Here is a 21,225-nt window from a genome sequence, read left to right as displayed (position 1 = left end):
CCCACGAGGGATGACACCGCCTTGGGCACCAACGCCACCCGACGCTCATCAGGCCCCGACTCGGCGACCACACCCACCGATGTCGTCCCGGTTGCCCGGCGCACGGCGCCATCGCGAACGTCGTTCATGGCGAACTAACCTCTCGTCTCGTTGTCATCAGCGGAGCAGTGCACGGCTCATGACGACACGCTGGATCTGATTGGTGCCCTCGTAGATCTGAGTGATCTTGGCATCCCGCATCATTCGCTCGACAGGGAAATCGGACGTGTAGCCGGCTCCGCCAAACAGCTGCACGGCGTCGGTGGTGACCTCCATCGCGACGTCAGAGGCAAAGCACTTCGAGGCCGCCGAGATGAACCCGAGATTGCCCTCGCCACGCTCAGCACCAGCGGCCGCGGTGTACACCATCAGGCGGGCGGCCTCGACCTTCATCGCCATGTCGGCGAGCATGAACTGCACACCCTGGAAATCAGAGATCGACTGCCCGAACTGCTTACGGTCCTTCGTGTATTCGATCGCCGCATCCAACGCGCCCTGGGCGATACCGACAGCTTGCGCCCCGATGGTCGGACGGGTGTGATCCAGCGTCGCCAACGCCATCTTGAACCCGGTGCCCGGATCACCGATCATCCGGTCCCCCGGGACCCGGCAGTTCTCGAAGTACAACTCCGTGGTCGGAGATCCCTTGATCCCGAGCTTGCGCTCTTTCGACCCGACGGTGAACCCCTCATCGTCGCGGTGGACCACGAAGGCCGAGATCCCATTGGCACCCTTGTCGGGATCGGTCACCGCCATCACCGTGTACCACGATGACCTGCCGCCGTTGGTAATCCAGGCCTTGGCGCCGTTGAGGATCCAGTCATCCCCGTCAGCCTTGGCCCGGGTCCTCATACCCGCCGCATCGCTTCCGGCCTCCCGCTCGGACAGCGCGTACGACGCCAGCTGCCCGTCGACGATATCGGGCAGCACCTTCTTCTTCAGGTCCTCAGATCCGCGCAGTATCAGGCCCATCGTGCCCAACTTGTTGACCGCCGGGATCAGCGACGCCGACGCGTCTACCCGCGCCACCTCTTCGATGACGATGCACGCCGCCACCGAGTCCGCACCCTGACCGCCGTAGGACTCAGGCACGTGCACCGCGTTGAAACCCCAGGTGTTCAGCGCCTTGAGCGCCTCCTCTGGGAACCGCGCGTTCTCGTCGACGTCGGCGGCAAAGGGAGCAATCTCCTTCTCCGCCAAGCCGCGGATTGCAGCACGAAGTTCAACATGCTCCTCGGGGAGCTGATACAGGCTGAAGTCTGATTGAGATGTCGTGCAGGGCATGTGCTCACTCTTCCTGGAGTGCTCGGCGTGTAGTGCTGGCGGCGAGGGAACTTCGAGTCAAGCCCCATCGGCGGCGTTTCGAGGCGGCTCAATTGGTGCTGCAGTCTCACCTCAAGCGTCTATGCTGATCCAATTTGAAGTTGGCGTCAAGTTCATCTTTGAACGCGGCCACTCGCCCCAACCCCGCAGACTCAACAACGTGACCTTGCACAGACGCCATCCATCGAAACGAACTGACGCCAAGGGATATTGGTGTACTCAGTGATCAGCGCGGCGGAATCAGCCGCCGGACCCAAGCCGTTGCAGGGCGATCAAGCTGTGCAACGCGGCGACACAATGATCAACGCGCCTGGCGAAGGTGTCGTCACGCTCGGCTTCGGGGACCCTGGTCCACTGCAACGCGAGGTCTTCGATGTAGGCGATCCACGCATGCACGATGGTCGAGGCAGCGACGTCATCGCTGAGGCCCAGGGCAACCAGCACGCGATCACCAAGATCGGTGCGCAGGGATGCGACGCGGTCACCTCCCAGGGTCAGCGCGCCCTGGCCGAAGACGAATGCGAGGTAGAAGTCGCGGCGTCTGTCGATCGTCTCGAACAACGCACCGACGACGTAGCGCAGCGCTGCGTCCGGATCGGCGTCCTCGGGTGGCGCCGTGTTGTCCAGCACGCGTTGTGTCGCGACGTCCAGAACCGCGTCGAAGTAGTCGCTCTTGGTGGGGAAGTAGTGAAACAGCAGGCTACGAGAGATGTTCGCCTTACGCGCCACAGCGTCCAGCGAGAGCTGATGTATCGGCTCCTTTATCAGCATGCCTAATCCGATGGCCAGCAACTGATCTCGACGATCGCCGAATTTGAGCCGCAGCGGAGGTCGCGGCTGGGCACCTGAGCCACGCTGACTTGTCATCTGTTGATCATTGCTCAATAGATGGTTTATGGTCAAGCGCATGAACTCTCAACCGTCGCCTCGCGGCGTCGAACTCCTTGAGCGCGTACGCACATTCATCTCCGACGAGATTTCGCCGATCGAGGAGAGCTACCGCGCCGAGGTCGCCGCCCTGCGAGCCGGCGCCGGAGACCCATGGACGCCGCTACCGATCCTCGACGAACTGCGAGCGAAGGCTCGGGCGGCCGGCCTCTGGAACCTTTTCCTCCCGGCCGAGCACGCTGGCGACTACGCCGCGCGGTTCGGCACTGACGGCGGTCGAGGATTGTCCAATGTCGACTACGCGCCGATCGCTGAGGAGACCGGGCGCTCGGAGATCGCGCCCCACGTCTTCAACTGCAACGCACCCGATTCCGGGAACATGGAGGTGCTGCTGCGCTACGGGACAGAGGAGCAGCGTGCGCGTTGGCTCGAGCCGCTACTAGCCGGTTCCATCCGATCGGCGTTCGTCATGACCGAACCGGGCGTTGCGTCATCGGATGCCACGAACATGGCGGCCACCGCCTATCCCGACGGGGACGACATCGTGCTCAATGGGCGCAAATGGTGGTCGACCGGCATCGGACATCCCGATTGCGAGCTGCTCATCTTCATGGGCTTGTCGAATCCCGAGGCCCCGCGGCGGTCCCGGCACACCATGGTGCTGGTGCCTCGCAGCACTCCGGGTGTGTCCGTCGAGCGGATGCTGCCGTCGATGGGACTCTACGACGAGCCGTTCGGCCACGGCGAGGTGTCGTTCACCGACGTACGGGTCCCCGCATCCAACGTGTTGCTCGGCCACGGCCGCGCATTCGAGATTGCCCAGGGCCGTCTCGGGCCGGGGCGAGTTCACCACTGCATGCGGCTGATCGGGCTGGCCGAGATGGCCCTCGAGCTAGCCTGCCGCCGCGGCCGGGACCGACACGCGTTCGGTCGGCCGATCATCGAACTCGGCGGCAACAGGGAGCGAATCGCCAAGGCTCGCATCGCCATCGACACCGCCCGCCTGCTCGTGCTGAATGCCGCATGGAAGCTGGACACCGTCGGATCTGCCGGCGCACTCGGCGAAGTGAGTCAGATCAAGGCCCACGTGCCGACGGCGGTACAGGAGGTCATCGACTTCGCGATACAGATCCACGGAGGCGGCGGGCTGTCAGACGACTTCCCGCTCGCGGTCGGGTGGATGCTGGCTCGCCAGCTGCGCCTCGCCGATGGGCCCGATGAGGTACACCTGGGAGTGATCAGCAAACTGGAGCTGGCCAAGTATGCCTAGCCGTCCGGAGGCTCCCGCGAACGCCGACGAGGTGCCCGATGTGTCCTCTGTGCGCGCCGAGGACGCATTCGACATCGACCGCTTGCACGGCTGGCTACGCGGACACGACCCCAGCCTCACCGCGCGGCCCGAGGTCCTGCAGTTCTCCGGCGGCGCCTCGAATCTGACCTATCTACTGCGGTTCCCACACAAGGACCTGATTCTGCGTCGCCCGCCAGGGGGGCACAAGTCCTCCGGCGCGCACGACATGTCCAGGGAGTACCGCATCCAGCACGCACTTCGGCCAGTCTTTGACTACGTGCCGCGCACCGTAGGACTCTGCGAGGACACCGAGGTCATCGGCACGCCGTTCTACGTGATGGAACGCATCGACGGCCACATTCCCCGCCAGGAGTTCCCCGCGGGGATGTCGCTGTCGGCGACCGAGGTCACGGCTTTGTGCACTGGCGCACTCGACGTGCTGATCGACCTGCATCAACTCGACCCTGCGTCCGCAACTCTGGACTGGCTGTTCAAGGGTGAGGGCTACGTCAACCGCCAGCTACGGGGGTGGTCCAAACGCTACCGACAGGCAAAGACACCCGACGCCGGCGACTTCGAAGCGGTGATGACTTGGCTGGAGGACAACCAGCCGTCCGATGATCGTTCCTGCCTGATCCACAACGACTTTCGGTTCGACAACGTCGTGTTCGATCGGAACCGTCCGCATGCGCCGGTCGGCCTGCTGGACTGGGAAATGGCGACGATCGGCCACCCGTTGATGGATCTCGGCGGTGCGCTGGCCTACTGGATAGAGGCCGACGACGAACCGGAGATGCACCAGTTTCGCCGCCAACCCACTCACGTGGCGGGCATGCTGACCAGATCGGAAGTCGTCGACTACTACTGCCGCCGCATGGGCATTGGGCTCACCGACCGGGAGTGGGGCTTCTACGAGATCTTCGGACTGTTCCGGACAGCGGCGATCGGTCAACAGATCTACTACCGCTACTACCACGGGCAGACCACCAATCCCGCATTCCAATCGTTCGGCGTGCTCGCCGCCCAGATGGAACGCCGCTGCCGCAGCATGATTCGCCGCTATCAGTGATCGGCGGTTACGCCGGATCAGGAACGACACCGGGGCCGGGTGGACGATGTGACATCTCTGTCTGTCGTCCGCCCGGCCCCGTGTTCGAAGCTGACCGTTGTGGCGGCGATCGCATCAAGCGATCGCCGCCATCCTCATCACCGAGGTAGATTCACCAGTTCACCGAGCCGCGCCCGGTGCCGGCCTGGGGTGCCCAGTGCGATCTGGTCGGCCTTGGCCCGCTTGAGGTACAGGTGCGCCGGATGTTCCCAGGTCATTCCGATACCGCCGTGCAACTGCACGGCCTCCTCGGCAGCGGTGACAGCGAGGTCGCCGCAGAACGCCTGGGCAATGGCAGCCGCCACCGGGGCATCGGGGTCACCGGCCGCGAGGGTAGCAGCGGCATACCGCGCTGCGGCAGCGGCAGACTCGACACCGGTGTACAGGTCTGCCAGCCGGTGCTTGAGCGCTTGATACCCGCCGACAATCCGCCCGAACTGCCGTCGTTCCTTGAGATAGCCGACCGTGGTGTCGAGGCACCATCTCGCAAGACCTAGCTGCTCGGATGCGAGTAGAGCGGCCCCTACTTCCAGCGCTCGCCGGATCGCGGCATCGGCGTTGGCATTCACCATCATGCCGGTCGCCCCGTCCAACGTGACATTGGCGAGCTGCCTTGTCATATCCAGTGAGACAACCGGAGTCAGCATCGCCTCGGAGGCAGCGACGGCGTACACCGCAATGCCGTCCTGGGTAGCGGCTGGTATCAGTAGGAGGTCGGCCTCCAGCGCCCCGGCGACACTGGTGATCGTCCCACTGAGCCGGCCATCAACAACACGCACCATCGGAATGACGGAATTCGGCTCAGCCGACCAGGTTACGGCCAGCGCAGCAGTCTGTTGTCCGGAGACTAGCGAGCCCAGCAGATTGGTATCGGAGTCCAGCACCAGCGTGGTGGCGATGACAGCGCTGGTCAAGAACGGGACCGGTGCGATGACGCGGCCCAACTCCTCCAAGACCACCGCGGCCTCGCGGAAGGAGGCCCCTTCACCACCGTGCTCTTCGGGCACCAGCAGCCCGGCCAGCCCGATCTCGACCGACAGTGTCTTCCACAGCCCGTCGATTACCGACCGATCTCCGTCGTACAACCTGGTGACAGCCACCGGGTCGCACCGGGCGCTGAGCAGGCTGCGCACGCTGGCACGCAGCTCGTCTTCGACTTCGGTGTAGAGCAGATCGAGTTCACTCACTTGGCCATTTCCTTCCATGGAATGTCCTTGTCGACACGGGGTTCGCTGGGCAGACCCAACACCCGCTCGGCGATGATGTTGCGCAGGATCTCTGAGGTGCCGCCCTCGATGGAGTTGCCCTTGGCGCGCAGGTAGCGGTAGCCCGCGTCGCGGCCGTTGAAATCGACCCGAGAGGGCCGCACTTCCGTCCAGTCCGAGTAGTGCAAGCCCTCCTCGCCGAGCAGCTCCAGTTCCAGCCCCGACAACCGCTGGTTCAATGAAGCGAACGTCAGCTTCATCGCCGAGTCCTCGGGACCGGGCTGACCCTGCGCGAGCTTCTGCCGCATCCGCGCTCCGGCGAAGCGAGAGACCTCGGCCTCCACCCACAACCGCAGCAGCCGGTCGTGCAGCTCTGGCGTCCGCTGCAGTGGGTGACTGCGCCACGTGTTGGCGACGACACCGATCAGCCCGTCTTCTCGAGGTGCACCGCTACCGACGATGGACACCCGCTCATTGTTGAGCGTGGCGGTAGCCACGGCCCAGCCTTGGCCCTCATCACCGAGCCGGTGACTGTCCGGGATCCGCACATCGGTGAGGAAGACCTCGTTGAACTCCGCCTCGCCGGTGATCTGCCGCAGTGGGCGCACGTCGATGCCCGGGACGGTCATATCGCACAGGAAATAGGTCATTCCGCGGTGTTTGGGGATGTCGGGGTTGCTGCGAGCGACCAGAATGCCAAACCGGGCGTTGTGTGCACCCGAGGTCCACACCTTCTGGCCATTGACCACCCACTCGTCACCGTCGCGCACCGCTCGGGTGGCGAGTCCAGCGAGATCGGAGCCGGCACCGGGCTCGCTGAACAACTGGCACCAGATCTCCTCGCCGGTCCACAACGGCTTCAGGAAGCGCACCTTTTGTTCCTCGGTGCCGAAGGCGAGGATCGTCGGCGCCGCCATGCCCAGTCCGATGGCATTCGACTCCGGGTTATTGTCCGGCGCACCAGCCTGTTCGAACAAGGCGTCAACCTCGGCCTGCCAGATGTGCGGCAACCCCAGCCCGCCATGATCCGGAGGGAAGAACACCCAGGCAAGTCCAGCATCAAAACGGGCCCGAAGGAAGTCCCGCCGCTCGGTTTTCGCAGGATCGTGGGCCGCGAGAAACTCCTCGACCCGGCCCCGTACCTCGTCCAACGTCATCGTGTACTTACCTTTCTTGCAGAATGCTCGGTGCCGGGGTCCGCGGGCTTCGAGCCGGCGAATCCCGCACTCACGACAGGCGTTCGAGGATCATGGCCATGCCCTGGCCGCCGCCGACACACATCGTCTCCAGTCCGAACTGCTTGTCATGCCACTGCAACGAGTTGATCAGCGTGCTGGTGATGCGGGCACCACTCATGCCGAAGGGGTGGCCCACCGCAATCGCGCCACCGTTGACGTTGAGCCGCTCGAAGTCCAGGCCCAGTTCACGCGCGGACGGAACCACCTGCGCGGCAAAGGCCTCATTGATCTCCACCAGATCGATATCGTCGATCGTCATACCCGCGCGAGCCAGCGCTTGACGGGACGCCTCGACCGGTCCCAACCCCATGATCTCCGGGGACAGACCCGAGACCCCGGTGCTGACGATGCGCGCCAACGGCGTGAGGCCAAGCTGCTTGGCCCTGGTGTCGGACATGATCACGATCGCGGCCGCACCATCGTTGAGGGCACAGCAGTTACCTGCGGTGACGGTGCCATCGGGACGAAAAACCGGCTGCAGCGAAGACAACCCCTCCACAGTCACCCCCGCGCGCGGCCCGTCGTCCCTGCTGACCACCGTGCCATCAGCCAGCGTCACCGGCGTGATGTCGCGCTCCCAGAAACCACTGACAATCGCGGCTTCGGCACGGTTCTGACTGCGCACGGCGAAGCAGTCCTGCTCGCCACGAGTGACACCCGCGAACTGCGCGACGTTCTCCGCGGTCTGCCCCATGGCGATGTAGACATCGGGCAACAAACCCTCAGCCCGGGGGTCGACCCAGCTCTGCCCACCGGCAGCGAAGGTCACAGTCCGCGCCTTGGCGGCATCGAAGAGTGGGTTCTCGGTATCGGGCATGCCATCGGCGGCACCCCTGGGAAAGCGACTCACCGTCTCCACGCCCGCGGAGATGAACACCTCACCCTCCCCCGCCTTGATCGCGTGAAAGGCCATCCGGGTGGTCTGCAGACTGCTCGAGCAGTAGCGATTGACGGTCACACCGGGCAAATAGTCCATACCTGCAAGTACCGCAACGGCTTTACCGAGGTTGTAGCCCGCCTCACCCGCGGGCTGGCCACAGCCCAACATCAGGTCATCGATCGCCTTCGGATCCAACTCCGGCACCTTCGCCAAGGCCGCCAACACCATCTGGACAGTCAGATCATCCGGACGCATATCCTTCAACGATCCCTTGCCAGCCCTACCGATCGGCGACCGGGCAGTCGAGACAATCACGGCTTCAGGCATCCACGCTCCTTCAGAGTTACTGAACACGCGCGCAGGCCAAGCAGATTCAGCGCGACCTGTCGATGATCCTGGGCAATGCGCCAATCGCCAATTTTTCGGGCGAACTATGCCCCAGGTGGGGGATGCCACTGGCCTTATGCGGAAGACAGTGTGCGCAAACTGCTTTGCGCGCGACAGCCCGCGCTCAACCCGCTGGCGGGTGCGACCTACGGAGACGCGCTTGTATCAGCAATGCCGCTGAGAACTATGCGGCTCATCGCTTGGCCGACCTCCGCACCGCTTAGCTCCCCGCCGGGGCGGTACCAACGGTGCATCCAGTTGACCGCGCCAAGGACGGTGTAAGTGACCATCCGAGCGTCCAGGTCAGCCTTGAGGTCCCCTTTTCGGATGCCGTCGTCGACGATCGCCAGAACAGCGGCCTCGAAGCGTTCGGCACTCTTCACAAAGAACTCCTGCAGCTCGGTTCCCGCGGAACTGAGCCAACGGCCGTCCTCCTGGACGTACAGATTGAGAAATGGGTAGTGCTCCTCGTAGGACGAGGCCAGCAACTCGATCACCTCAGCTAGTCGATCGACCGCTGAACCAGGCTTGGCGGCCACCGCTTCGGCCCCAGTGACGTTGTAGTCGGACGCTCGGCGCACCAGTTCCAGGAAGATCTCCTGCTTCGTCCCGAAGTAGTAATAGATGTTGGACTGGCTGACGCCGAGATGGTTGGCGATGTCGGTGATGCTCGTGCCATTGAAGCCGTTGAGTGCGAACACCTCGGCGGCCTTCGCAAGAATCAGCGCGCGCTGTTCCAGCCACGCCGGGTTGCGTTCCTTGCGTGCCAACTCCCTGCGCTGCGCGATCTTGCTGGGCTCGCGGGCCTTCGACTCCTTCATGAGTCAACTTTCTCATCGTCCGGCGCCTGGAACGCAGTTCTGGCTCGCAAGATGGTGGTCGGCGTTGTATTGATGGTTCCTCAGTCTGTACGACCCCAGCCGAGGCGATCCGTCCGAGCCAGCATCGTTTGCGCAGCTCAGCTTGTCGGTCTTACTGCTCGGGTTGCGCGGCAGTACGGCCAGGAAGTCCATCGAACGGCGTACTTCAAGCCTGTTCAGCCGTCGCGAGAGTACGCCATGACCTCGGCCTGGGGCCACTTCCCCCGGTCTAAGTGGCCGGTGGGTTTCGGGTGGGTCATTGCCCGGTTGGGATGGGTCGGTCTGGGTTGGGGCGTCCGAGTGCGCGAGCCACGCCGCGGTGCTGCCGAGGCGCATCATCTGCACCAACAACTCACGCTTGCATCAGCTAGGCGATGAGACCCAACTGTTGGGCGCGACTGGCGGCTTCGGCGCGGTTTCGCACTCCCAGTTTGCGATACACCGAGCTAGCGTGTTGTTTGACCGTCCATCGTGACAAGTTCAGCCGCACTGCCACTTCGGGATTGCTGAGGCCCAAAGCGACGTGCTGCAGAACGTCGAGTTCTCGTTTTGACAGCCTCTTCGTGGTGGACGCCGCGTCCTTCGGGAACACCTGGGCGCCCTCTGCGACACGTTTGACCGCGGCGACGATCGCGGCCGATGGCATCTTCTTGGGCAGAGACGCCACCGCCCCGTGCTTTTCCGCCAAGGCTGCCGATACCGGCGCCTCTGCCGATGTCAACACGACCTTGACGTGCGGCATCCGTTCCTTGAACGCGCGGCACAGATTGAATCCCGACTGGCCCCCCAGCGAAGCGCTGACGAGCACCAGTTGTGGTTGGCGCCGCTGCGCCACCTGCCAGGCCGTTTCCGCTGATGCCGCGACGAGACACGATGCCACCCATGGCTCGTCGGTCAGGACTGCACGCAGCCCAGCGCCGAGTAGCGGATGTTCTTCGACCACCAGCACGCGCTGCGGCAGGCAGCGGGCCGCCAGGGTCGGCGAGGTGTGGCCGGGTCGCAGCGAACGCTGCTTCTGCGCCGTTTGTTGGTGCATGCTGGCGGCCTGAGTGACCCATGGATTGACTTGCCCACGATCGGCGGGACGCAACGACTGCACTCTTCTGCCGCTGCCGGTGTCGCCGATTAAACCGGCGTCGCTGGCTACCGTGACCATGGAGACACCTTCCTGACCGGCGCTTTCGCCAGTATCGATCGAATAGCTGAAAGCCCTGATGGGCGTCTCTTGTGAGTCACGGCTCCCGGACTGCCACAACGGGACTCATCCGCGGATCAGTCGTCGTAGATGATGACGCCGCGCAGATTCCTGCCCTCCCGCACATCTCGTCACCACTGGATCATCTTGGTTTCGAGATATGCGGCGATCCCCTCGGGACCACCCTCACGTCCGTGACCCGACTGCTTGAAGCCGCCGAAGGGCTGTGATGCGCATACCGTGTGGCTGTTCACGAAGATCTGGCCGGTGCGCACTTCACCGACAACACGCTTGGCGACCTGCGGGTCGTTGGTGTACACCGAACCTGATAGCCCATAAGGCGAATCGTTGGCGATGTCGATCGCCTCATCGAGGGTGTCGTATGAGATCAGCGAGATGACCGGGCCGAAGATCTCCTCGCGGGCTATCCGCATGCTGTTGTGGACATCGGTGAAAAGGGTCGGCTCGATGTAGAACCCCTTGTCGAGATTCGACGGCCGACCGCCGCCATAGGCGACCTTGGCGCCCTCCTGCCAGCCGATCTCGATGTAGCGCTCCACGCGATCACGCTGACGCTCCATCGCCAACGGCCCGAGCACCGTGGCCGGGTCGAACGGATCACCGACGACCATCCCGCTCATCGCGGCGGCCATGGCCTCAGCGAATTCGGCTGTGCGTGAATGCGGGATCAGCACCCTAGTGAGGGCGGCGCATATCTGCCCGGAGTGGCCGATTCCCCCCGCCAGCAGGGTCGGCAGTACATCGGCGACCTCGGCGTCCTCGGCGACGATCGCGGCCGACTTGCCACCAAGTTCCAGGGAGACCCGAGCAATGCGTTCGCCGCAGATGCTCGCGACCCGCTTCCCGGCGTCGGTGCTCCCCGTGAAGGCCACCTTGTCCACGTCGGGATGCCGAACAAGGTGCTCACCGATCTCACGCCCGGCCGGCAGAATGCTAACGACGCCCTCGGGTATCCCTGCCGCCTGCAGACATTCGGCCAACATGTAGCTAGTGAGCGGGCCCTCGGGGGCGGGCTTCAGCACCACGGTGCACCCAGCCGCCAAGGCGGAGCCCAGCTTCAGCGCGGCGCCGCCAACCGGCGCGTTCCACGGGATGATCGCACCCACGACACCCACCGGCTCGCGGACGATGCTCACGTTGGCGTCGCCGTCGACACGATCCTCGACGAGCGACACCTGCTCGTGTAGTGCGGCGCTTCGCCGGAACGTCGCGGCGGCCATAGAGTGGAGCGCCTCGGCGAGTGCCATTGGGGCACCGATCTCGGCGGCGAACACGGGGGCGAAATCCTGTATCCGCTTTTCCACCTCGTCGGCGATCCGGTTCAGAAGTTGGCCCCGCTCCTCGGGGCTGGTCTTGCGCCAAGGTCCCTCAAAAGCCCGCCGCGCCGCCACAACGGCTCGATCGACGTCCTCCACAGTCGGGTTCGGGACGCGCGAGATGACCTCCTCCGTACTGGGGCAGATCACCTCGATGTGCTCATCGCCCGCCGGTTCGACCCACTCCCCGCCCAGATACAACTGCGCGAAGCTGGGTACCGTCCGTCTGCTCAGTCCTGACGTCATCGAACGCTCCTCTGCCCCGTTGGTATGGGTTGGCCTGGGATGGGGCGACCGAGCGCGCGGTCTCCCCCGCAGTGCATCTCGGGATCGTCGGGCTCTGGCACCAAATCACCCGTGCGCATTGCGGACTCGACGGTCATGCCCAGACGTTACCGTCACCACAACGCATCGTCAATAGCTCTATTGACGATGTGTTGTGGTGACCATTCGACATCAAAATCTGTGCGGTTCACAAACTCTCACCACTCTTGGCGGCAACCATGGCTGCGGTGTCGAAGTAGAATGGCCGTGCCGAGACGAAGCGGCCACCGCGGATCTCCCACAGCTCACCGAAGGGCATCTCGATCTCCTGATCGCCGTCAATGCCCCGCCACACCATGCTCCCCAGGGCCATGACCAGGTCACCGTCCACAAGGAAGTGACGCATTTCAAGAGTGGTGAAGTCGACGTAACGGGAGATCGTCTCCACCAATCGCAGACTGGCCTCCGGACCTCGATGCTCCCCGCCATATGGTAGCGATTCCGCTTGGTAGACAACAATATCGTCGTCCATTGCCGCGGTCATCGCCTCGACGTCCCCCGCCGCAGCTGCGGCGTAGAAGTTCTGGACGAATTCGCGATTGTCGTTCTCCGACATGGGTCTGCCCCTTAAGGATGTGTTGTCGTACGCATGGTTTGGTGGCTAACGTCTAGCCGGCGGCAATGATGAGAGCCTGTTCAGGACACGCGGCAACGGCACCACGCGTTACCTGTTCGTCACCCGGATCAACGGTGCGTACCTCCACGGTCGAGAATCCCTCGTCGTCAATCGGGAAGAGGTCCGGGTCGACTCCGTGGCACACACCATGAGCCTGGCAGCTGCTGCGGTCAAGGCGAATCTTCATGTGACGCTTACTCCTCTACTCTCCCTGGGGAGGTTGGCTGTCAATCGCGAATGCGACCTGGTTGCAACAACATTTGGCACTCATGGGTGTTGTTGCGGCTTTCCGTACACGGCCACTACGACGGTGCGGTCGAGGCTGTTCTCCGACCAGACGCCGATATCAGTGTTGGCGCAGTCCGACATGATGGCGAATACGGCGGGGTCGTGGTACCACCGGTTGATCAGTTCGATACCACTCATCGCCAGCGCGGGATTGATGGCCACGGTTTCAGCCACTGTGCCGCGGTACCCGGCGCCGTTGGCGCGGTCTTGGGGGGTGGAGCCGTCGGATCCTATGTCACCGTTGAGATCCCGGTTTGTCAGCACGTCGAGGGTGTGCCGCTGGGCGACTAGCCGCAGTACGGGGCTCGTCCTGACGTCATTGGTGCAGCCCGCCTGACGCTGAACGGTGTAGATGCCCGACACGACACTGCTGTTGAAGCGGCTGTTGTCCGCACCGGCCGTCGGTGCACTCAGCCCGGCGGCAGCGCAGAGCAGAACACACACCGACGCTATGGTTCGTGAGTTCGGCACATGTACCTCCTATGTGTTCGGGCCCCCTAGAACGGGGAGTTAGGGTGAGCGGTTCTCTGCGGCCGAGTTCCTCAGCTGCCAGATCAGCGGAGGGCACAGCTCGTTGACCGCCTGGCCGACCAGGTAGGAGGCTTGAAATTCGTCGGGGTTGGCGAAGTCGGCTTTGACGCTGTCCATCACGTCGGCGTACGGCTGGCCGGCAGCGATCTTGTCGCAGATCCCGCGCCCGTAGGCCAGTGCATCGTCGGCATTGGCGAAGTTGTATCCGGGACGGACCGTCACATTGATCAGGTACGCGACAGCATCTGCGCGTGCATGTGGGGGCCCGACCAGGGCGGCGGCGGTCAAGCCCACGACCTGGAGCGTCAGGAGCATCTTGATGGGGCGCGATTTCACCATGATTGTCCCTGCCTCACACCGGGGTCAGATCCGAGATCAGCCAGCGTCCGCCGACCTTCTCCAACGTCACCTTGACGCTGGAGGCGGTGTCGGTGGGGGCACCTGCACCGACGATGACGCTCTGGTTGACGAACATCAGGGCAACGGCGTGATCGGCTGTCGCTGATACGACGGCCGCGGCGGGAACCGTGGCTACCGCCGCGATCGACTGCTGCTTCGCGCCGGGTATCACCACATCGGTCGTCAGCTGTGTGTACGTGTTCTTGAAGTCACCGGTCAGCAGATTCCGCGCGGCGTCGAGGTCAGCCTCGACGGTGTCCGGCTGGTACGACAGCAGCGCGACAACGCCATCCTTGGCCGCCTGCACCGACTCGATCCCCGCGGTCTGAGAATCCCGGGCCGAGGCGTCGTGCCACTTCAGGAACCCCGCCCCCAGTGTGAGGAGCAGCGCCAATCCGGGTAGGAGACCGAAGGCAAAGATCCGCGACCACCGAATCTGGCGCCCGCTGGTGGTTGCCTCGCCGGTGGCGGTGCCGGCATCGAATGCGCTCACGGCACGAACTGGACGTTGGACACCTTGGCGCCATCGTCCACCTTTTGAACACTGAGCCGCATTCGCCACAGACGCGGCGGATCGTCTGGCGATCCCGGCGTCACCGTCTTGATCGAGACGGCGACGAGAACCTCGGCCTGACCTTCGGTGAACGACTCCACCCCAGCCTCGGTAATCGTTCCCTCCGAGGAGGATTGGGTCTGCTCGAGCACATCGACGAACGGGCCCGCATTCTTTTGAAAGTCGTCGTGAAATGCCCCAGTCGACGAGTTCAGGATCCGTTGCACGGCGGCCTCGGCGTCGGTGCCCTTGATGGTGGTGAGGTTGAGGGCACCTTGGCGGCCTGCGCTGAGGAAGAGTGCGCGCTGCGCCGCGTGCTGATTCGACCGATAGGCCTCGGTAGTCAGCCACGCGGTGAGGCCACCCAAGACCGCGATCGCGATGAGCCCCACCGCGACGGCGAGGCGCGTGGCCGTCGCCAGGCGCGCAGGTGTAGTCGCCGCCTCGGTCATCTCGCCCACCGGGTCGGGGTGGTCCTCAGATGGACCGGCATCGCTGTCGCCGGGCCCATTCAGTTTCCGGGCGGAGGAGTCAGCATTGTCTGCCATGTCTTGTCCTTCGGAGCGTTCTGGGCAAGGTCGGCCTGGGTATACGTCCGCCCATCAGGGCCGACGTAAGAGCCAGTGGCCGGGTCGTAGAAGGCCGTGGCGATCGGTGGCGCTGCCGCCGGCGGGGGCGTCTCAGCTGCTGGTGGCGCGGGCGGAGCTCCCGGGGGCAACTGCGGAATGTCCTGGCCAGACAGCGTGGCGTTTGGGTCGCCTTTCCAGTTGAACCCGTCGTTGAGCGGTACGTACTGCTCGTCGCTTTCACACAACTTGACCGTGGGGGCTCGCTTGCCGGGCCTCGTCAAGCAGGGGTAATTGCGTGCACCGCGCACCGCGGTGAATCGAGACTCCTGCGGTATGCGGCAGTAGATGGCCCCGGGCACGGTGTCGGGAGCATCCTCGAAGCTCGGCGGACGGGTCTGCGTTGCCGGTAGGAAGCCCGTCGTACACGGTGGCGGCGCATTCAAGTTGAGGTTGAAGTCCATCAGCGTGGCCTTGTAGGGCGTCTTGACGTTCTGCGTCATGACGGCAGTGCCTGACATACTGGCGATCCCGTGCGGCACCAGCACCAAGAGCTGTTCGATCGCGGGTTGGTAGGCCACCGCGACGCTGCCAAGACTGACCAGGTTCGCGAGGAGCACCGGCACGGTCGGCTGCAACCGATCGATGAGTTGACGCGCCTCATCGGCTGCTGCCGCCCCAGTTGGCAGAAATCCGGAGAGATCCGCGTCGTGGTCTTTCAGCGAGCCGCTGATGGTGGCCAGGTGCGCGGCCCAGGATCTGATCGAGTCCGAGGTCTGGGTCTGGGAATCCAGCACGGGCGCGACGTTGTCGATCGCCGACGTGATGGAGTCCAGGTTCGCCCGCGAGTCGATGGCCAGTGCCGTCGTGCCCTTGACGAGTCGGGCGATGTCTGGGCCCAATCCCCCGAACGCCGTGTAGCTTTCGTCGATCGCTGTCCTGAGATCATCCCGAGGGATTGCCTGCAGCCCCCGGTTGGTGGCGTCGAGTAGTCCGTTGATGTCCGGGGGGACGCTGGTTCGGCTCTCGGGGATGACGTCACCGTCCCGGAGTGGTCGCGATGTTCCGTTGCGTGGCAGGAGCGCTATGTACTGCTCCCCGATGGCGGACTGGCTGTGCACCTGCGCGTCGAGATCGGAGGGAATCTCGATGTCGGATTTCAGCGACAGAACGGCCTGGACTCGGCCGTCCACGATATCCACGCTCTGGATACGGCCAACCTCGGTGCCGCGGTATGTGACGTTGCCGGCCGGGTAGAGGCCGCCGGCACGAGGGAGTTCGACGGTCACGCTGTAGCGGCCGATCCCGAAGACCAGCGTGGGCGCCTTGATGTAACCCAGGATCATGATTGCCCCGGCTATCAGCGATATGGAGGCGAATATCGCCAACTGGATCTTGATCCGTCTAGTCAGATGCATCTCAGCGCCCCTGGTCGGCTTGGTAGGGAACGAGGAGTGGGTTTCCGGCGGTGTACGGGCTGGGTAGTTGGCCGATCGTCCGACCCCAGCGCATCTCCAGCTCGGTCAGTTTTCCTTCGAACCGGGTCCCGGTGAACATCGACGCATCGATGCGGCTGAGGGTCAGATCAAAGATCCCACTCAGGTTCACATAGTCTCCGCGCACCCAGTTCTCGACAGTCTCCTTCGGAAACGGATAGGTCGACAGGTAGCTGAGCGAACGTGTCAGCGCCGGTCCCGCATCCGCCAGCGACTTCAACACTGGGCCAATGTCATTGAGTTCCTTGACGACGTTCTCCTTGCTCCGGTCCACCGCATCGGCCGCCAGTGCGCTGAACTTGCCGAACTGGTCGAAGGCCTCAGTCAGATCCTCGCGTTCGCCTTTGAGCACTTCGAGGGCGTCGGGGATGGTGTCAAGAGCCTTGTCGACAACGGGTTGTTGGGCTGCAAACTGGCCAGCCAGGGCGTTGAGGCTGTCGGTGGCCGAGATGATGTCGTCCTTCTGAGCATTGAGATGTCCCACGAAGACGCTCATCTGGTCGAGAAAGCTGCGCAAGTCCTGCTCCCGGCCCTTGAAGGCAGTGCCGAACGCCTCGGTGATGTCCTGGACCTGCCCGAGGCCGCCGCCGTTGAGCAGCATCGACACCGCGGCCAACGTCTGCTCCGTGGTCGGGTAGTTGCCACCGTTCTGCAACGGGATCAGGGATCCGTTGTGCAGTTTGCCTTCCGGTGCCACATCGACCGGCGGGGCAAGCTCGACGTGCAGCGTGCCCAGCAGGCTGGTCTGGCCAATTCTCGCCGTCGCGTTCGCAGGCAAGTCCACGTTTCCGTTGAGGGTCAAGGTGATCAGCGCATGCCAGCCCTGTCGTTCGATCTTGCTGACATTGCCCACCGTGACGTCGCCGACGCGGACACGCGAGTTCTGCTCCAGGTTGGTGGCTTGGGGCAACTGCGCCTGCACCTGGAAGGCACCGGGCCCGCCACCTTCGGTGCCCGGCAGCGGCAGCGAGTTCACTCCTCGCCAGCCGCAACCGGACAAACCAGTCACCAAGGCCAGCAGGACCACCGCCACCCCGGTGCGCCGACCGGCCTGGCGCATCATGAACCCGCTCCGGCGGGGACCATCAATCCGGGCAACCCGGCGGCGGGATCGGTTGGGGGCGGGCCGGGCTGGGCGGCGTCGGACAGCGTGTCAGACTCGGCGGCCAGCGGGGCGTCCGACGGCGGGGCCGGCTGCGGCGGCGGTGCCGGACGGTAGTCGGGGCGCATCCAGTCCTCGCTGTAGGTGATCTCGTTGGGCCGTGCCATCGTGCCGACGACCGGGTTGATGCCGATGGGCGGAAAGTTCCACTGGCGGTTCTTGACGATGGGTGCCAGATGCTGCACGCACAACTTGGCCGACTGCTCGGCATTGAGCCGAGATGCCGCCTGTACTGCGCCGCACAAGAAGGAGATCGGATTGGCGAAGTTGTTCGCCGCCAGAACGCCGGTGACCGCGGCGCTGCCAGGCTGGAAGATGTTGACGAAGTTCTGCATCCCGTTTGGCAGGACGTGCAGTGTCTGCTTGATGTCGTCGAGGCTGTCATTGAGTGCGGAGGTGATCGACGCCAGCTTGTCGGATGTCGTGCCCAGTGCGTCGCGATTCTCGGCAACGAACTCCTGAACGTCGCCCGCGGCACTGTAAATGTCGCCGAGGGCCTGCCCGAGTTCATCGGGATTGTTGGACAGTACTGAGGTGACCGTCGACAGATTTCGGTTGAGCTGACCCATGAGGTCCGAACTGGACTGCAGTGCCGTCACGAGTATCGACAGGTTCTTGACCGTGCCGAAGATGTCACTGCTGTGATCTCCGAGCGCCGAGAAGGCCTGCGCCAGTTTTACTATGGTGTCGCGGATGCTCGCACCCTGGCCACGCAGGTTGTTGGCCGTGGTGGTGATGAAACCGCCCAGCGGGCTCACGCCCCCGGGATCTGTCGGCTGCAGCGTGTCGGTGAGCGTCTGCAACTGTTCCCGAAACTCGTCCCATTCAACTGGAACCGCGGTCCGGCTCTCGGGGATCACGCCGTTGTCGGGGAACTCCGGACCGCCGGTGTACACGGGCGTCAGCTGGATGGCTCGCGCCGACACCAGTTGAGGCGAGATGATCACGGCCTTGACGTCGGCAGGGATCTTGTACTTGTCACTGACCCAGAATGTGATCTTCGCGCGTTCGGGCTGGGGCTCGATTGTGTCGATCTTCCCCACGGGAACACCGAGCACGCGGATCTCATCACCGGGAAAGATGCCATTGCTGTTGTCGAAGAACGCCACTAGGTGAGTGCGCCCGAGCTCGGGCACCGAGCGTATGGCCACCACGACGCCGGCGATCAGAGTGAGACTCAGGATGATCGCAAGGCCAAAACGTGCGCTGAGAACGCGGCTGGTCATCACTGCTCTCCGTCTGTCGGACCCGGGGTTGTCGCCGGGATCGCGGGCGGAGGTCCATCCGGCCCGATTGCGGGTGGCCCCGGCGGCGGGCCGCCTGGCGCGGGTGCCGGCAGTGGTTCGCGGTAGGGGTACCGAGGGTCTCCCGGCTTACCCGTGATCGCGTCTGGCAGAGTGAGTTTGGGCTCACCACCCTGCCCTGTCCGGGGGTAGGGCATAGGAAGCGCCGGCGTTGCGGGTTGACCCGTCTCTGGATCGATTCGCTCCGTCGGCAACAGCACATTCGGGTCCAGGCCGAGATCGGAGAACGCGGCGTCCACGAACGGCTGAATGAACTGTCCGGGCGGCAGATTGGCCAGGATCGCCTTGAAGTACGGCCCAGACGCGACCGCCTCTCCCAGTTGGATCGCGTAGGAGTTGAGCAGTTTGATCGATTTCTGGATCTGCCCCTTGCGGTTCTCGACAATCGTGAGGACACCATTGAGCTTGTCCAGCGCAGGCTTCAGCGTGTCGCGGTTGTCCTCGACGAGTCCTGACACCTGCCGAGACAGCGCGGAGATGTTGCCCGAGAACTGGTCCAATGCAGCGCTTTGTGTCTGTAGCTGCGCCAGCAGTGCGTTCGTATCTGCAATCAGACCGACGACCTCGTCGGTACGCTTGGCCAGCACCCCGGTCACTTTGTTGGCGTTCGCCAGAAGGTCACGCAGTTGCGAGTCCCGCTCGTTGAGAGTCTGCGAGAACCGAGCCGCGCCTGCCACCGCGGCCTGTAGATCAGGTGCAGTGTTCTGAAATGTCTGGGCCAGGGTCGTCAGCGACTCATTGAGCTGATCGGTGTTCAACGCGCCGATGGTGGTCGCCAGATCACCGAGCGCATCGGGAAGTTCATAAGCCGGTGTCGTTCGCTCCAACGGTATTGGTGCCAAGAGTCTTCCGTCACCACGGGGGGTGATCTCGAGGATCTTCGCTCCGAGCAGACTCTTCGTCTTCACCGCGGCTTCAGCGCGATCACCGAGGTCGACGTCATCATCAACCTTGAACGTGATGACGACGTGGGTGCCGTCCAAGTCGACGCCTTCCACGGCACCAACCCGAAGTCCGGCCACCTGCACGGCCGCGCCGGTCTTGAGGCCGCCGGCCTCGGCGAAGTATGCGGAGTACTCCCTGCCGGTATCGAAGAACGGCAGGTTCTTGTATTGCAGTGCCCCGACGGCGACCGCAGCGACCGTCGCCACGCCGATCATGCCGATCACCGCTGGATTGCCTTCAGAGAAGCGTTTCATTTCGGCGCGCACCGTCCCGAGTCCTGGCCAGCCAGTTTGACGTAGACGGGTTGACCGCCCTTACCGTTGACCTTGAGGAACAGGTCGCAGATGTAGAAGGAGAAGAAGTCGCCTTGTAGCCCCTGTCGCGCAAGACGTTGGTAGGCATCGGGCAGCGTGTTGAGCAGATTGTCGAAGTACTCGTGATCCGCCACCACGATGCTGCCAACCCGGTCCGACTGTTCCACAACGGTTTTCAGTGGCGGGCGGGCTTGACTGAGCATATCGGCGACAGAGCCGGAGACGGCGTTGGTGTAGGCGACCGCATCGCTGATATCGGTCCTGCGCTCCGCGAGACCATCGACGAGTTCCGACAGTGAGTCGACCGCCTTCGCGAACTGATCGCTTTGCTTGCTCATGGACCCGAGCACGGTGTCCAGGTTGCCGATGACCTGTCCGATCAACGCGTCGCGGTCGGCCAATGTGTTGGTCAGGGCGGCGGTCTGGGACAGGAACGAACTGATCGTCGCACCCTGCCCCTGGAACGCGTCAATCAACTGGCCGGTGAGCAGATTCACCTGGTCGGGGTCGAGGGCGCGAAACAGCGGGCGGAAGCCGCCGACGAGCGCGTCTAGATCCAACGCCGGCTCGGTGCGGTCCTTGGAGATCGCCTGACCGGGATTGAGCCGCTTGAGGCTTCCGGTGCCTTCGCGGAGCTCCATGAATCGACCGCCGATGGGGTTGTCATAGCGAACGGCCGCTTGAGAGCCCTCGGTCAGAACGACCGACTCATCGGCCGTGAACTCCACGACCGCGAGGCGCTCCTTGTTGAGAGATATGTTCTTGACCTTGCCGACCTCCACACCGGCGATGCGCACGAAGTCACCCGCCTGTAGCCCACTCACGCTGGTGAAGTCGGCACGGTACGTCGCCTCCTTCTGGAATCGCAGCTGCGCGAACAGCGTCAGCAGGACAAATGTCCCCAGTAGGCACACCATCACGAACAACCCGAGGCGCCAGATCACGCCACCCAACTTGTCTCTCACCGCGTCATTCC

The 21,225-nt window shown here is 63.9% G+C and carries 22 protein-coding genes; 2 read left to right on the top strand and 20 right to left on the bottom strand.

Annotation, left to right across the window (positions count from 1 at the left end; translation table 11 throughout):
* The 3 genes from ACZY0X_RS30740 to ACZY0X_RS30730 all read right to left on the bottom strand — a co-directional run.
* Positions 1-128, bottom strand: a 128-nt coding sequence (locus ACZY0X_RS30740) for a hypothetical protein (RefSeq protein WP_463775802.1), incomplete at its 3' end; no start/stop codon positions are given.
* A 28-nt stretch (positions 129-156) separates the two neighbouring features.
* Positions 157-1,323 carry an acyl-CoA dehydrogenase gene (locus ACZY0X_RS30735; protein WP_463775801.1) on the bottom strand — a complete coding sequence of 389 codons (1,167 nt, stop codon included), beginning with the start codon at positions 1,321-1,323 and terminating at the stop codon, positions 157-159.
* A gap of 279 nt (positions 1,324-1,602) precedes the next feature.
* Entirely contained in the window at positions 1,603-2,229 is a 627-nt protein-coding gene (locus ACZY0X_RS30730) for a TetR/AcrR family transcriptional regulator (RefSeq protein WP_463775800.1), read from the bottom strand.
* Positions 2,230-2,269: 40 nt separating this feature from the next.
* Here ACZY0X_RS30730 and ACZY0X_RS30725 point away from each other — a divergent pair, with 40 nt between their 5' ends.
* On the top strand, positions 2,270-3,520 hold the full coding sequence (locus ACZY0X_RS30725) for an acyl-CoA dehydrogenase family protein (RefSeq protein WP_463775798.1): 1,251 nt from the start codon (positions 2,270-2,272) through the stop codon (positions 3,518-3,520).
* Positions 3,513-4,610 carry a phosphotransferase family protein gene (locus ACZY0X_RS30720; protein WP_463775796.1) on the top strand — a complete coding sequence of 366 codons (1,098 nt, stop codon included), beginning with the start codon at positions 3,513-3,515 and terminating at the stop codon, positions 4,608-4,610. The genes ACZY0X_RS30725 and ACZY0X_RS30720 overlap by 8 nt, the downstream gene beginning before the upstream one ends.
* A 137-nt stretch (positions 4,611-4,747) precedes the next feature.
* Here the strand turns inward: ACZY0X_RS30720 and ACZY0X_RS30715 are convergent, their stop codons facing one another.
* The 17 genes from ACZY0X_RS30715 to ACZY0X_RS30635 form a co-directional block, all read right to left on the bottom strand.
* Positions 4,748-5,836, bottom strand: a complete 1,089-nt coding sequence (locus ACZY0X_RS30715; protein WP_463775795.1) for an acyl-CoA dehydrogenase family protein — start codon at positions 5,834-5,836, stop codon at positions 4,748-4,750.
* Entirely contained in the window at positions 5,833-7,011 is a 1,179-nt protein-coding gene (locus ACZY0X_RS30710) for an acyl-CoA dehydrogenase family protein (protein ID WP_463775794.1), read from the bottom strand. Before ACZY0X_RS30710 ends, ACZY0X_RS30715 begins: the two co-directional genes overlap by 4 nt.
* Positions 7,012-7,081: 70 nt before the next feature.
* Positions 7,082-8,299 (bottom strand): acetyl-CoA C-acetyltransferase, encoded by a 1,218-nt coding sequence (locus ACZY0X_RS30705; RefSeq protein WP_463775746.1) that lies wholly within the window; start codon positions 8,297-8,299, stop codon positions 7,082-7,084.
* Between the two features lie 206 nt (positions 8,300-8,505).
* Positions 8,506-9,180, bottom strand: coding sequence for a TetR/AcrR family transcriptional regulator (locus ACZY0X_RS30700; RefSeq protein ID WP_463775792.1), 675 nt, complete (start codon positions 9,178-9,180; stop codon positions 8,506-8,508).
* Between the two features lie 406 nt (positions 9,181-9,586).
* Positions 9,587-10,474, bottom strand: a complete 888-nt coding sequence (locus ACZY0X_RS30695; protein ID WP_463775791.1) for a response regulator transcription factor — start codon at positions 10,472-10,474, stop codon at positions 9,587-9,589.
* 71 nt (positions 10,475-10,545) lie between these two features.
* Positions 10,546-11,997 carry an aldehyde dehydrogenase gene (locus tag ACZY0X_RS30690; protein ID WP_463775790.1) on the bottom strand — a complete coding sequence of 484 codons (1,452 nt, stop codon included), beginning with the start codon at positions 11,995-11,997 and terminating at the stop codon, positions 10,546-10,548.
* 226 nt (positions 11,998-12,223) lie between these two features.
* On the bottom strand, positions 12,224-12,631 hold the full coding sequence (locus tag ACZY0X_RS30685) for a nuclear transport factor 2 family protein (RefSeq protein ID WP_463775788.1): 408 nt from the start codon (positions 12,629-12,631) through the stop codon (positions 12,224-12,226).
* Positions 12,632-12,683: 52 nt separating this feature from the next.
* Complete coding sequence (locus tag ACZY0X_RS30680) at positions 12,684-12,878, bottom strand: ferredoxin (protein WP_463775787.1); 195 nt, start codon at positions 12,876-12,878, stop codon at positions 12,684-12,686.
* Positions 12,879-12,958: 80 nt separating this feature from the next.
* Positions 12,959-13,450, bottom strand: coding sequence for a CAP domain-containing protein (locus tag ACZY0X_RS30675; protein ID WP_463775785.1), 492 nt, complete (start codon positions 13,448-13,450; stop codon positions 12,959-12,961).
* A 39-nt stretch (positions 13,451-13,489) separates the two neighbouring features.
* Complete coding sequence (locus ACZY0X_RS30670; RefSeq protein ID WP_463775784.1) at positions 13,490-13,849, bottom strand: DUF732 domain-containing protein; 360 nt, start codon at positions 13,847-13,849, stop codon at positions 13,490-13,492.
* Positions 13,850-13,862: 13 nt separating this feature from the next.
* The gene (locus ACZY0X_RS30665) at positions 13,863-14,402 is read right to left on the bottom strand and encodes a hypothetical protein (protein WP_463775783.1); all 540 of its coding nucleotides are present in this window, start codon (positions 14,400-14,402) and stop codon (positions 13,863-13,865) included.
* A complete protein-coding gene (locus ACZY0X_RS30660) occupies positions 14,399-15,010 on the bottom strand; it encodes a mammalian cell entry protein (RefSeq protein ID WP_463775781.1) in 612 nt (203 codons plus the stop codon). Before ACZY0X_RS30660 ends, ACZY0X_RS30665 begins: the two co-directional genes overlap by 4 nt.
* Positions 14,974-16,446: an MCE family protein gene (locus tag ACZY0X_RS30655; RefSeq protein ID WP_463775780.1), complete on the bottom strand. Its 1,473-nt coding sequence runs from the start codon at positions 16,444-16,446 to the stop codon at positions 14,974-14,976. Before ACZY0X_RS30655 ends, ACZY0X_RS30660 begins: the two co-directional genes overlap by 37 nt.
* Before the next feature lies 1 nt (position 16,447).
* Complete coding sequence (locus ACZY0X_RS30650; RefSeq protein ID WP_463775778.1) at positions 16,448-17,587, bottom strand: MCE family protein; 1,140 nt, start codon at positions 17,585-17,587, stop codon at positions 16,448-16,450.
* The gene (locus tag ACZY0X_RS30645; RefSeq protein ID WP_463775777.1) at positions 17,584-18,912 is read right to left on the bottom strand and encodes a virulence factor Mce family protein; all 1,329 of its coding nucleotides are present in this window, start codon (positions 18,910-18,912) and stop codon (positions 17,584-17,586) included. Before ACZY0X_RS30645 ends, ACZY0X_RS30650 begins: the two co-directional genes overlap by 4 nt.
* On the bottom strand, positions 18,912-20,189 hold the full coding sequence (locus ACZY0X_RS30640) for an MCE family protein (RefSeq protein ID WP_463775776.1): 1,278 nt from the start codon (positions 20,187-20,189) through the stop codon (positions 18,912-18,914). Before ACZY0X_RS30640 ends, ACZY0X_RS30645 begins: the two co-directional genes overlap by 1 nt.
* Positions 20,186-21,214, bottom strand: coding sequence for an MCE family protein (locus ACZY0X_RS30635; protein ID WP_463775774.1), 1,029 nt, complete (start codon positions 21,212-21,214; stop codon positions 20,186-20,188). The genes ACZY0X_RS30640 and ACZY0X_RS30635 overlap by 4 nt, the downstream gene beginning before the upstream one ends.
* Positions 21,215-21,225: the final 11 nt, after the last annotated feature.

This window comes from Mycobacterium sp. IDUB_39, from assembly GCF_055419205.1.
Note: the sequence above shows the minus strand (reverse complement) of the source record. Positions and strands in the feature narration are given on the sequence as shown.